The sequence below is a fragment of the Mesorhizobium sp. LNHC209A00 genome (assembly GCF_000502915.1).
GTDB lineage: Bacteria > Pseudomonadota > Alphaproteobacteria > Rhizobiales > Rhizobiaceae > Mesorhizobium.
Map to the genome: position 1 here is coordinate 438,281 of NZ_AYWT01000002.1, position 12,085 is coordinate 450,365.

10 protein-coding genes are annotated in these 12,085 nt (G+C 65.1%); 4 read left to right on the forward strand and 6 right to left on the reverse strand.

From position 1 onward, the window contains the following. Nucleotides 1-67: 67 nt before the first annotated feature. From X739_RS160485 to X739_RS160475, 3 genes are read left to right on the forward strand one after another with little or no spacing between them, the layout of a single operon-like run. Nucleotides 68-1,654, forward strand: a complete 1,587-nt coding sequence (locus X739_RS160485; RefSeq protein WP_023793139.1) for a sugar ABC transporter ATP-binding protein — start codon at nt 68-70, stop codon at nt 1,652-1,654. Next, a complete protein-coding gene (locus X739_RS160480; RefSeq protein WP_023772254.1) occupies nt 1,651-2,964 on the forward strand; it encodes an ABC transporter permease in 1,314 nt (437 codons plus the stop codon). The genes X739_RS160485 and X739_RS160480 overlap by 4 nt, the downstream gene beginning before the upstream one ends. Then, nucleotides 2,961-3,929: a substrate-binding domain-containing protein gene (locus tag X739_RS160475; RefSeq protein ID WP_023772253.1), complete on the forward strand. Its 969-nt coding sequence runs from the start codon at nt 2,961-2,963 to the stop codon at nt 3,927-3,929. Before X739_RS160480 ends, X739_RS160475 begins: the two co-directional genes overlap by 4 nt. 117 nt (nt 3,930-4,046) lie before the next feature. Here X739_RS160475 and X739_RS160470 read toward each other — a convergent pair whose 3' ends face one another. Genes X739_RS160470 through X739_RS160445 form a run of 6 tightly spaced genes read right to left on the reverse strand, consistent with a single transcriptional unit; the run spans nt 4,047 to nt 11,108 of the window. Then, nucleotides 4,047-4,508 (reverse strand): MarR family transcriptional regulator, encoded by a 462-nt coding sequence (locus X739_RS160470; protein WP_023781829.1) that lies wholly within the window; start codon nt 4,506-4,508, stop codon nt 4,047-4,049. Then, on the reverse strand, nt 4,505-5,089 hold the full coding sequence (locus X739_RS160465; RefSeq protein ID WP_023772251.1) for an amino acid synthesis family protein: 585 nt from the start codon (nt 5,087-5,089) through the stop codon (nt 4,505-4,507). The genes X739_RS160470 and X739_RS160465 overlap by 4 nt, the downstream gene beginning before the upstream one ends. Continuing rightward, a complete protein-coding gene (locus X739_RS160460) occupies nt 5,082-5,966 on the reverse strand; it encodes a thiamine biosynthesis protein ApbE (RefSeq protein ID WP_023772250.1) in 885 nt (294 codons plus the stop codon). The genes X739_RS160465 and X739_RS160460 overlap by 8 nt, the downstream gene beginning before the upstream one ends. Beyond that, complete coding sequence (locus tag X739_RS160455; RefSeq protein WP_023793140.1) at nt 5,966-7,507, reverse strand: hypothetical protein; 1,542 nt, start codon at nt 7,505-7,507, stop codon at nt 5,966-5,968. Before X739_RS160455 ends, X739_RS160460 begins: the two co-directional genes overlap by 1 nt. Next, complete coding sequence (locus X739_RS160450) at nt 7,504-10,257, reverse strand: molybdopterin-dependent oxidoreductase (protein WP_023793141.1); 2,754 nt, start codon at nt 10,255-10,257, stop codon at nt 7,504-7,506. The genes X739_RS160455 and X739_RS160450 overlap by 4 nt, the downstream gene beginning before the upstream one ends. After that, nucleotides 10,257-11,108 (reverse strand): xanthine dehydrogenase family protein subunit M, encoded by an 852-nt coding sequence (locus X739_RS160445; RefSeq protein ID WP_023772247.1) that lies wholly within the window; start codon nt 11,106-11,108, stop codon nt 10,257-10,259. The genes X739_RS160450 and X739_RS160445 overlap by 1 nt, the downstream gene beginning before the upstream one ends. 326 nt (nt 11,109-11,434) lie before the next feature. Between X739_RS160445 and pncA the strand changes: the two genes are divergently transcribed. Further along, nucleotides 11,435-12,046: a bifunctional nicotinamidase/pyrazinamidase gene (gene pncA / locus X739_RS160435; RefSeq protein WP_023772244.1), complete on the forward strand. Its 612-nt coding sequence runs from the start codon at nt 11,435-11,437 to the stop codon at nt 12,044-12,046. The last annotated feature ends 39 nt before the right edge of the window (nt 12,047-12,085 follow it).

Sequence of the window (12,085 nt, forward strand, 5' to 3'; positions counted from 1 at the left end):
ACTATCGAAACGTTTAGATTAGCGTTTGCCTAGAGTTGACGACGACGGAAGGGAGGCCGCCATTGTCATGCAAGAGAGCAGTTCCCCTTCTTCGAAGCGCAATGCGGCATCGGATCGGCCGGACATCGTTCTGAGCGCCGAGCATATTTCAAAGAGCTTTGGCGGCATCACCGCGCTCGTCGATGTCGGCTTCGAACTGCGACGCGGCGAAGTCCACGCCCTGATGGGCGAGAACGGTGCCGGCAAATCGACACTGATGAAGATCCTCTCCGGCGTCTATACCGGCTATGAAGGCACGGTCAGCGTTGATGGCCGGCCGGTCGGCTTCGCCGGCGTGCGCGACGCCGAGGATGCCGGCATTGCCATCATCCACCAGGAACTCAACCTGGTGCCGGAGCTCAGCGTCGCCGACAACATCTTTCTTGGCCGTGAGAAGCTGATCGCCGGGCTGATCGTCGACCGCAAGGCGAGCAGCCGCGCGGCAAGCGCCCTCCTGCGGCGGCTCGGCATCGAACTCGATCCGGACGCTCGCGTCGGCGCCTTGCGTGTCGGCGAACAGCAACTGGTCGAAATCGCCAAGGCGCTGTCGATGTCGGCGCGCATCCTGATCATGGACGAGCCGACCTCGGCCTTGTCGCCGGCCGAATGCCAGCGGCTGTTCCGCATCATCGGCCAGCTTGCCGATAGCGGCGTCGCCATCGTCTACATTTCGCACCGCATCGACGAGGTGATGCATCTGGCCGGTCGCGTCACCGTCTTCCGCGACGGACGCCATGTGCTGACGCGGCCGATGGCCGAACTCGACGAAAACGCCATCATTTCGGCGATGGTCGGACGGGACCTGCTCGCATCCTCCCAAGGTGAGCGGGACCCTGGCGGCAGGACCGTGCTTTCGGTCAGCGACCTGTCGCTGTCGAAGCCCGACCGCCAAGGCTGGCGGCAGGTGATCGGCGGCGTCAGCTTCGATGTGGCCGCCGGAGAAATCCTCGGCATTGGCGGGTTGCTGGGCTCAGGCCGCACCGAGATCATGGAAGCGATCTTCGGCTCGAGCGATGGCCGTGCCGGCGGCGAGATCCGGCTCGATGGCCAGCCGGTGGATATCCGCTCGCCGCGCGATGCAAGACGCCTCGGCATCGCGCTGGTGACCGAGGACCGCAAGACGCAAGGCCTGCACCTGCAGGCCTCGATATCGGACAATGTGGCGCTGCCCCTGGTCGGCGCGCTGGCGCGCTTCGGCATTCGCTCGCTGGCCGGAGAGCAGGGGCTGACGCGGCAGGCGGTCAAGGCCCTCGGCATCCGCTGCCGGGATATCGACCAGCCCGCGGGCACGCTGTCGGGCGGCAACCAGCAGAAGGTCGTCATCGGCAAGTGGCTGGCGACCAGGCCTAGGGTGCTGTTGCTCGACGAGCCGACGCGCGGCATCGATGTCGGCGCCAAACGCGAGATCTACGACCTCATCTTCCGGCTGGCGCGAGAGGGCCTAGCCATAGCCGTCATCAGCTCCGAGCTGCCGGAATTGCTGCATCTTTCCGACCGCATCCTGGTCATGTCCGACGGCCGCCAGACAGGCATCCTTTCGCGCGACGCGGCGAGCGAGGAGGCCATCATGCGCCTCGCGGCACCGCGCCGGACCCTATCGAGACCCGCCGCATGACCGCACTGAAACTCCTATCCCGCACCAAGCTCTACTGGGGCCTGATCGCCATCTTCCTGATTGGCGTGCTGGGCTCGCCGGTCAGCTCCAAAGGCAACAACATCTTCCTCTCCTACGGCAATCTGCTCGACGTGCTGCGGCAAGTGTCGACCACCGGGCTGATCGCCACCGGCATGACGGCTGTCATTATAACCGGCGGCATCGACCTTTCCGTCGGTTCGCTGATGGCCATCTGCTCGGTGGTGTGCGCCATGCTGCTGACGGTTCCGGGCGTGACGCCCGGCGTCGTGCTGGGCGTGCCGACCGTCGCCCTGGTCGCGCTGTGCCTCGGCTTCGTCATCACGCGCTTCATCTTCCTCAATGTGGAGAAGTCCCGCGCCGGGGCGGATGCCGCCGTTCGCGATGTCAGGCTGGACACCGTTCGCGGCCTGGTCACGCCGGCAACCGTCGGCGTCGTCCTGTGCTGTCTTTCGTTGTGGTACCTGCTGCCGCAGATCGAGCCCAAATTCGGCGTTCTCGGCGTGCTGCTGGTGGCGCCCTGCGTCGGCCTGCTGTTCGGCGCCATCAACGGTTTCATCATCGTCGGCGGTCGGCTGCAGCCGTTCATCGTCACGCTGGCGATGATGGTGACGGCGCTCGGCATCGCCCGGCTCACCGCTGGCCAGAACAATGCCGTGCTGCCGGTCTATACCGGTTCCAACGCAACCGCCGATTTCGAGATGCTGCGCTCGCTGGTGTTCGGCGTCATCCCGATGCCCGGCCTGTTCTTCCTCGGCGCCATCGTCATTTATGGCGCGGTCCTGCGCTTCACGCCGTTCGGCCGCTATGTCTATGCGATCGGCGGCAACGAGGAGGCGGCCAGGCTCTCCGGCATCGCCGCCGGCCGGGTCAAGATCGCCACCTATGCCATATCAGGCCTGCTCGCCGGGATCGCAGCGGTGCTCTACGTGGCGCAGTACCGGCAAGGCAAGCCGGATGCCGGCGCCGGGCTGGAACTCGACGCCATCGCGGCCGTGGTCATCGGCGGCACCAGCCTGATGGGCGGACGCGGCAGCCTGATAGGCACCTTCTGCGGCGTGCTGATCTTCGGGCTGCTGTCCAACATATTGCAGCTCCACAACATCAATTCGAACCTTCAGCTGGTGCTGAAGGGGATGATCATCATCGGCACCGTGCTCGTGCAGGAGCGCAATGCCGGCGATCTCATGGCCTATCTGCGCCTGCCCGGAGCAGCGCACAAGGAAACGGCCGCCGCAAAACGGCCGTCGCAAGAGACACCGTCTCTCAATCTCGGAGGAAACAAGAAATGAAACGACGTGACATGCTGAAGCTTGCTGCACTCGGCGCGGCATTGCTGACCACCACGGCACTGCTCTCCACCGGCCATGCCTTCGCCCAGGACAAGAAGTGGAAGATCGGCTTCTCGCAGGTGACCACCATCGAGCCCTGGCGCGCCCAGTTCAACAAGGACATCATTGCCGAGGCCGCCAAGCATCCGGAGGTCGAGCTGATCATCACCGACGGCGAGGACAAGACTGAGAAACAGGTCGCCGACGTCGAGAACCTGATCCGCCAGGAAGTCGACGCGCTGCTGGTCTCGCCGAAAGAATCCGCCGGCCTGACCGGCGTCGTGCAGCAGGCGATCGACGCCAAGATCCCGGTCTTCGTGCTCGACCGCAATGTCGACACCAAGGACTACACGCAGTTCGTCGGCGGCGACAATGCCCTGATCGGGCGGGCGGCCGGCGAATACGCCGTCGAACTGCTCGGTGGCAAGGGCAAGGCAGCAGGCAATGTCGTCGAGATCTGGGGCGGCATGGGCACCCAGCCGGCGCATGACCGCCATGACGGCTTCCATGAATTCACCGACAAGGAACCGGGCATCAAATATTTGCTCGACCAGCAATCGGGCGACTGGAAGCAGGACCAGGCCTACAATCTGATGGCCAACGCGCTGAAGACCAACGAGAAGATCGATCTCGTCTACGGCCACAACGACCCGATGGCCTACGGCGCCTATCTCGCCGCCAAGGATGTCGGCCGCGAGAAGGACATCAAGTTCATCGGCATCGATGGCCTGCCCAACGAAGGCGTGCAGATGGTGAACAAGGGCGAGCTGACGGCGACTTTCACCTATGTCACCCCGGGCGCGGAAGGCTTGCGCCAGGCGATCAAGTTCCTCAACGGCGAGAAGGTGGAAAAGACCATCACCTTGCCGACGCAGAAGATCACCAAGGAAAACGCCGCCCAGGTGCTGAAGGACAACGGTCTGTGAGTTTTCGCCGCAGATAAGCGCCGGCCCAAGGTCCATGTTCTTGGTCCGAGGGACAGCTTGGCACCTTCCTCTCCCCCGATCGACGGGGGAGAGGAAAGGACCTCGCCGCCGGCCGATCTACGCCAGCTTCGCCAGCAGCTTCATGAAGGTGGCGATTTCCTTGTTCGTGAGCGGCGCAAGCGTTTCCTGTGTGATTTCCCGGGCAAGCGGGATCAGCCGCTCGATCGCGTCGCGGCCCTCGGCCGTCAGATTGACCAGCAGGCGCCTTTTGTCGACCTCATGCCTGGAAAGCTCGACAAGGCCGCGCGCCTTCAGCCGGTCGATGACGCCCTTCACCGTCGCGGCATCCATGGCGATCAACGTGCCAAGCTGGTTCTGCGAGGTCTCGCCGACATCGCGCAGCTTGGCCAGTGCGGCGAATTGCGGCGGCGTCAGATCGGCGATACGGGCGGCGAAAATCGAGACATGGCGCTGGTGCGCCTTGCGCAGGATGAAGCCGACCTGTTCCTGCAGGAGGTAGTCGTGATCGTCGGCCTCTTCGGCCTCGACCAGCTTGAGCAGGTTGTCCTCGCCGCTCACCGCAGCCCGTCCCAGGCTTTTATGTCATCCGCGGCGAGGCCACCCATGCGGTTGTGGATGCGCGGGCCGCAGGTCATGGCGAGGCAGAACAGGATCTCGTCAGGACGCGGGCCGTCGCTGATGCCGACTTCCATTGCGTCGAAATGGCTGCGCACATAGGCGGCGTTGATGTGGCCGAGCGGCACGTCGAGCTTTGATCCGAAGGCGCCGACCTTCTTGGCCGAAGGCACGATCGCCTTGGCATCGCCCAGCCGCTCGCGCATCGCGTAACCGCCGGGTACATGCCACAGCGCGCCGTGTTCCAGCTCGCCTGCGCTGCCGACAACGGCGCCCTTGCCGTAGCCGTCGATCTGTTTCACGTCGCCGCCGAGCGCCGCGATCAAGCGGTCGGCGAGTAGCAGGCCGAGCGGCTTCAGATCGTCCATGGCGCTCTGCAGTTCCTCGACATAGCGCCCGGCGAAAGGGTTCTTGACCACTGCCATGGCGGCGGCGCGCCGGCGCGGCACCGCAGCGGCCGGTCCGCCGTCGTGAAAAATTTCTTCGCTCAGCACCGCGATCTTGCGGATCGGAAACTCAGGCATGGGCAACTTCCTCCGGTTCATGCTTGTTGGGCGGGCCGAGTGCAACGGAGCCACTGATACGGACCTCCCCGCCGAGAAACAGCGCCGATGCGGCAATCAGGCCGCGCCGGCGAAAATCTTCGGCGACGGCGAGGCCATTGTCCAGCGCCCGCGCCACCTCGCCAGAGGCAAGCGTGCCGACGCCTTGTGTCACCAGCCGCGCGCCAAGATCGCTGTCGGGCGACAGGTCGCGTGCGGGAGTGCGCCTGATGGCGGGATTGCCGGGCAGGTCGACGGCGTTGGCGATAAGCGTCGCCGCCGCGTCGGCCTCGGCGCCGGTGCGCGCGAGCACGGTGACGGCATCGGCGATGCCAAGCGAGAAGGAGCGGCCACGCCAGCCGCTGGTTGCGACACCACGCACGCCATCCTGCGCGCGGATCGTGATCCGGTCGGCCATGCCGTTGCCGGTACCGGCGACCGCCAAGCCAATCGACGTAGCCTTGTCGAGATGGAGGGCGCTGTCGCCGCCATTGTTGACGTAGGCGCGGTCGAGCTTGCGGCCGGCAAGCAGCGCGGCAAGCATTTCGTCGGCTACCGATCCGGCGACGGCGGCCATCGGCGTGATGAAGCATTCCGCCAGGGGAATGACGGCTGCTTCCATGCGACGCGCCGTCGGGCCGGCGAAGGTTCGCGGCGCCAAGAAAAATGCCGGGAGGCGCAGCTCGGGAAGCTCCTCGACCAACTCGATCAGGATCGTTTGGAAGCGGGCGACGGCTTGCGCATAGGCGGCGCGACACTCGTCAGCCTCGCCAAAGGCCTCGACGATCAGGTCGATCGGCCCATGGTTGAGATGCAGCCGCTTGCCGTCCTGCAGCCAATGCGCTTGCGGGCCTTCCATCAGCCGGCCCCATCCGAGCCCGCGCGGCGCAACTGCGCCAGCGGCGGCCATGGATTGCTGGCCACGGCACCGGTGCCGCGCCGGGGATTGAGGTATTCGCCGCCCTTGGCGACAATATCCGCGACGCTGCGGATTTCGGCCTCGTAGCCGCCTAGCCTGACATAGTCGTCGCGACGCAGCGTGAACTCGATCGGGGCCACCAGCGCCGGCGTCGGCACATAGCCGAAGGCGCCTGGCGGAACCCTGGTGACATCGACCATCAGCGTGATGCCGCCGCCCGGCCAGACATAGACCGGCGCGCCGCCGACCGTGACGTAGGTTTTCAGGCCTTGCACGGAACGGGTGAGATTGACCGGGTTTTCGGTGACGCCGGCACGCAGTGACCCGCCGGCGCCGCCGATGAACAGCACGGTGCACAAAGCCGGCTCGCAATTGTCCTCGATCAGGTTGACCGATTTTTGCAGCCGCTCCGGAAACGGTTGTTCGACCGGTTTCAAGTCGTCGTCGAGCTCGTAATAGGCGAACTGCTCACCGGTGGTCGAAACCATCAGCAGCGACAGGCCCGGGCGCGCGCCCTTCTTCGCGTTCCATTCACCGAGGATCGACAGCGGATCTGAGATGGAGGTGCCACCCCAGCCGAGGCCGGGCTCGGAGACCTTGAAATAGCGGCCCGGTGTCGAGCGGCGGCCGACGATCTTGATGCCGGTATCCTGCCAGCCCAACACCTTGCCGGCCTGGTGTTCGGAAACGACGCCGGTGATGTGGTCGTCGACCACCACCACCTCGTCGACCAGCCCGCGCCATTGCGTGGCGAACATGCCGATGGTGGCCGAACCGCAGCCGACGCGCATGCGGTGTTCCTGCTTGCCGTCAATGACGGGCGGTTTGCCGGCTTGGACGATGACCGTGGCGCCGCCGTCGATGGTGAGTTCCACCGGTTTGCTGTTGCACAGGTTGAGCAGGGCATCGCAAGTGGCGCGGCCTTCCGCCTTGGAGCCGCCGGTCAGATGATGCACGCCGCCCAGCGACAGCATCTGCGAGCCATATTCTCCCGTCGTGACATGGCCGATGGCTTCGCCCTCAGCCCGCACAATAGCTGTTTCGGGTCCGATATGACGGTCGGTATCGATCTTCACCTTGACGCCGCAATAGGAGAAGATGCCTTCGGTCACCACGGTGACGAGATCGACGCCTTCCACCTCCTGGCTGACGATGAAGGGAGCGGGCTTGTAGTCGGGATAGGTTGTGCCGGCGCCGATTGCCGTGACGAAGCGGCGGCCGGTGTTGATGAGTTCGCCATCCCACTGCTCGCCCTCGGCGACAAAGGGCACCATGGCAGCCCCGGTCTCGGCAGCGTGGTCGAGGATGGTCAGCGGGTCCATGCGCACGATGCGGCCCGCGACATTGCCATAGCGGTCGCAGGCGCCGGTGCGTCCGTCAGCGATGTAGCACATGACCGGACAGGCGTCGCAGCGGATCTTTTCCGCCACCAGCTTCTCGCCGGGATCATGGGTTTCGAAACGCTCGGCAAGCTCGCTCATGCGCGTGCCTCCTTCTCGCGGATGGCCGCCAGGATGCGGCTGGGCGTTGCCGGCACCTTGGTGACCAGCACGCCGGTGGCGTGACGAATGGCATTGAGGATTGCCGGCGCCGTCGGGATCAGCACGTGCTCGCCCAGGCCCTTGGCGCCGAACGGCCCTTCGGGATCGGGCACCTCGACAAGGATGGTCTCGATCGGCGGCACGTCGCCGATGGTCGGGATGAGATAGTCATGCAAATTCTCGGTGCGGCCGGGAATGTATTCTTCCATCAGCGCCATGCCGATGCCTTGCGCGATACCGCCCTCGATCTGGCCCTCGACCAGCAGCGGGTTGATCGCCTTGCCGACGTCGTGCGCGGCGATGATCCTGATCAGCTTGACCGTGCCAAGCCTGAGGTCGACCTCAAGTTCGGCGATCTGCGCGCCATAGCCATAGACCGCATAGGGTTTGCCCTGGCCCTTGGCATCGAGCGGCAGTGTTGGCGGGTCATAGGTCTCCTCGGCACGGAAGACGAAGCCGTCCGCATCCACGTCGAGCGCGTCAAGATCGATGCTTCGTGTCGCCTCGCCTTCGCGGATGACGATCGCCGAGCCATCCAGTTCAAGCGAAGCCTTGTCCGAGACATTGGCAAAGCGCAGGATCTTTTCGCGCAGGGCGCGTCCTGCCTTCTCGGCCGCCTTGCCGGTGACGAAGGTCTGGCGCGAGGCCGAGGTCTTGCCGGCGTCGGGACTGATCGCCGTATCGGCGCTCTTCAGTTTGAATTTTTCCAGCGGCAGGCCGAGTGCGTCGGCGCAGATCTGCGTGATGACGGTGTTGGATCCTTGGCCGATATCGACCGCGCCCTGATGCAGGATAACCGCGCCGTCAGCCGCTATACCGACCCGGATGGTCGACGGATTGGGCAGCGAGGTGTTGCCGCAGCCATACCAGCACGAAGCGACGCCGACGCCGCGTTTTCTATCCAGATTGGCGCTGTTGAAAGCATCGGCATCGGCTGTCGCCCGCGCCCAAGGCGGCCGCAACGCTTCGAGGCATTCGGCAATGCCGACGCCGGAGTCCAGGAGCTGCCCGGTAACCGTTTCGGATCCGTTCCGAAGGCAGTTCTTCAGGCGAAAATCCAGCCGATCCATGCCGAGTTTGCCGGCGAGCTCGTCATAGAGCGTCTCTTGCATGATCGTCGCCTGCGGCACGCCGAAGCCACGGAAGGCACCGGCAATCGGCCCATTTGTGTGGATGGCGCGGCCCTCGGCGCGGTAATTCGGCGTGAAATAAGGGCCGGAGGCATGCACCGGCACGCGGTTAGCGACCGTCGGCCCCCAGCTCGCATAGGCGCCGGTGTTGAAATCGCCTTCGAAGATCATGCCTATGACATGGCCTTCGGCATCTGCGCCGACGGTGGCTCTCATCCGTGCCGGATGGCGCTTCGTGGTCGACATCATGGATTCGTTGCGGGTGTAGGCAAGGGCCGCGGGCCGCCCGGTCTTCAGCGCGACAAGGCCGATCAGCGGCTGCAGGGAAACGTCGAGCTTGGAGCCGAAGCCACCGCCGGTCGCGGTCGGCACGATGCGCACCTTGTCGACGGCAAGGCCGAGCACTTTCGCCGTGTCGTCACGATCCATGTAAGGCGCCTGCGTGCAGGCGACGACGACGAGCGTGTCGCCGTCGAGATATGCATAGCCGGCTTCCGGTTCGATATAGGCGTGCTCGACATAGGAGGTGTCGATCGTGCCGCTGACGGTAAAGGCCGAGTTGGCAAGTGCCGACTCGGGATCGCCGCGTTCGACGAAGCCCTTGGTCAGCAAATTGGCCGGGCGGTTCTCATGGATCAGCGCCGCACCTTCGGCCTGCGCATCGCCTGGCTGGAGCACATGCGGCAGTTCGGTCCAGCGGACAGGGAAATCCGACAGATCCAGATCGAGGATCGCCTCGCGCTCGCCGGCGACCAGCGCGACAGCCTCGCCGCGAAGCCGGGCAAAGCCCTCGGCCAACGCCGGCTGGTCGGCGAACGGGCCGATAACGCCGAAGCAGTTTTTTCCCGGGATATCGGCGGCCGTGAAAACGCCCATGATACCGGGATGGCTGCTTGCCCAGCCATCGATGTCGCCGAAGGCGAAGCCGGCATGATGATGCGGCGAGCGGATCACCAGCACCGCAAGCGCATCGGCTGGGAAGGAATCGCCGCCGAATTTCTCGGCACCGGTCACCTTTGGCACACCGTCGAGCCTTACCGGCGACGCACCGATGGCGTGGCCGGACCGAGGCAGACGGAAGTCCAGGCTCGCGGTCTGGAGGGAAGCCTCCATCACCGCGGTGATGATCTTCCGGTAACCGGTGCAGCGGCAGAGGATACCGCCCAACGCATCCTGCACCTCGGTCTCGCTCGGCCTGGGTTTCGTGTCCAGCAGCGCTGACGCCGCGACCAGCAGCGCCGGCGTGCAGATGCCGCATTGCGCGGCGCCATGCGCCAGAAACGAGGCTTGCAGCGCCGACAGGTGACCATTGGCGAGGCCCTCGACCGTCGTCACCATAGTGCCGGCAGCGGAGGCCGTCGACATCAGGCAGGCGCAGACGGGATCGCCGTCGACCAGCACCGTGCAGGCGCCGCAGTCGCCAGCGTCGCAGCCGACCTTTGTGCCGGTCAGCCGCAATTCGTCACGCAGCACCGAGGACAGCCGGCGCAGCGGTGGCACGTTGACCGAAACGGCGGCGCCATTGACCGCGAAGGCGATATCGGCGCGATCCATGCTCATCAGGCCACCTTGTCGTCCGAGGGCTTGCGCGCGGCCTCAAGCGCGGCGCGCGCAACGATCTCGCGCACCGCGTCGAGCCTGTATTCGGCGCTGCCGCGCACATCGGCGATCGGCTGCAGTTCAGCCATCGGCGCCGACCGGACCGCGGCAACAAGCCCGGCGTCCAGGGGAAGCCCGAGCAGCGCCGCCTCGACACCGGCAAGCCGCCTCGCCACGGCGGAACACGAGCCGACGGCGACGGCCGCCTGCGCGACAGTGCCATTCTCGCCAGCCAGACGCACCGCCACCATGGCAATGGAAATAACGAGATAGCGCCGCGCCCCGAGCTTGACGAAGGCCGATGTGCCGGCGGGTTTCGGCACGTGGATGGCCGTCAGCATCTCGCCAGGCCGCAAAGCCGTACGGCGATTGCCGAGGATGAACGCCGACAAGGGCAGATGGCGCGTCGCCGTCGCCGAGCGCAGCTCGACCTCGGCATCAAGGACCAGCAGCCCCGGCACACCGTCGGCGGCCGGCGAGGCGTTGCAGAGATTGCCGGCGACGGAGGCGACGTTCTGGATTTGTGGTGAACCCACTTCCCGCGCGGCCTGTTTCAGCGCCGCGAAGGCCGGTGGCAAGGGATGGCGGATGATGTCGGCCCATGTCGTGCGCGCGCCGATGATCCAGTGGCTGCCGGTCTCGGCGATGCCGCGTAGCGCTGTCAGGCCGTTGATGTCGAGGACATTGTCACGAAATGGTTTGCTGCCCTGCGCCGGATAGAAATCCGTGCCACCCGAAAGGATACGCCAAGCGTCCCCGCCAAGCAGCGCGAGTGCTTCGTCGACCGTGGTGGGTTTCGCGTAACGGATCACGCTTTCCTTCCCGACAGGTGGGCCTTCCCGATAAGGTAGGCCTTCCCCGAAATTGGCCCTCCCAAGGCGCTTGCCCAGAGATGGTCTTTACCGGCTTTGACCGGTAAATTCATTCGTATGCAAATGATATCAAGACGGCGGAAATTGTCAAAGCCAGAGTTTGCGCCGGCACCCGTCTGGCTGGCATCGCCACGCATTTGTTATGCCGCTGGAGGTTGACGCGGCCCGCCATCTGGTCAAGTTTCTCCTCCAGTCGCGCCAGCGGCTTTTTCTTTCGCCGGGTGCCTCGTTCGAAGCCCGACCCCAGCCTGACAGGAAGGAAGCCCATGGCCGAAGCGCTCGTAGTCATCGACCTGCAGAACGACTTTTGTCCGGGCGGCGCGCTGGCCGTTGCGGGCGGCGACGAGATCGTGCCGCTGGTCAATGACATGATCCGGCGAACAGACCATGTCGTGCTAACACAGGACTGGCACCCGGCCGGCCATTCCAGTTTTGCCTCCAGCCACCCGGGGTCGCAGCCCTATTCGACGATCGAGATGCCCTATGGTCCGCAGACGCTGTGGCCGGACCATTGCATCCAGGGCAGTCTCGGCTCGGATTTCCACTCCGGCCTTGCCTGGACCAAGGCCGAACTCGTCATCCGCAAGGGCTTTCGCCCCGCCATCGACAGCTATTCCGCCTTCTTCGAGAATGATCACGCGACGCCCACGGGGCTCGCCGGCTATCTGCGGGAGCGCGGCATCGACACACTGACCCTGGTCGGCCTGGCGACCGATTTCTGCGTCGCGTTCTCGGCGCTGGACGCGGTCAAACTAGGGTTTAGAACCACGGTCAGGCTCGATGCCTGCCGTGGCATCGATCTCAACGGATCGATCGAGACAATGCTGGCGAAGATGCGCGATGCCGGCGTGACGCTCGAAGATCACACATCGGGCTGACTCGTGGCGGGCAGAAGGGGATACTTGCCGATAGCGACC

Bases quoted from the DNA above. Each gene is read 5' to 3' on its own strand.
- X739_RS160465 (WP_023772251.1), bottom strand. From the start codon at position 5,089: ATGCCTGAGTTTCCGATCCGCAAGATCGCGGTGCTGAGCGAAGAAATT.
- X739_RS160460 (WP_023772250.1), bottom strand. From the start codon at position 5,966: ATGGAAGGCCCGCAAGCGCATTGGCTGCAGGACGGCAAGCGGCTGCAT.
- X739_RS160455 (WP_023793140.1), bottom strand. From the start codon at position 7,507: ATGAGCGAGCTTGCCGAGCGTTTCGAAACCCATGATCCCGGCGAGAAG.
- X739_RS160475 (WP_023772253.1), top strand. From the start codon at position 2,961: ATGAAACGACGTGACATGCTGAAGCTTGCTGCACTCGGCGCGGCATTG.
- X739_RS160485 (WP_023793139.1), top strand. From the start codon at position 68: ATGCAAGAGAGCAGTTCCCCTTCTTCGAAGCGCAATGCGGCATCGGAT.
- pncA (WP_023772244.1), top strand. From the start codon at position 11,435: ATGGCCGAAGCGCTCGTAGTCATCGACCTGCAGAACGACTTTTGTCCG.
- X739_RS160480 (WP_023772254.1), top strand. From the start codon at position 1,651: ATGACCGCACTGAAACTCCTATCCCGCACCAAGCTCTACTGGGGCCTG.
- X739_RS160450 (WP_023793141.1), bottom strand. From the start codon at position 10,257: ATGAGCATGGATCGCGCCGATATCGCCTTCGCGGTCAATGGCGCCGCC.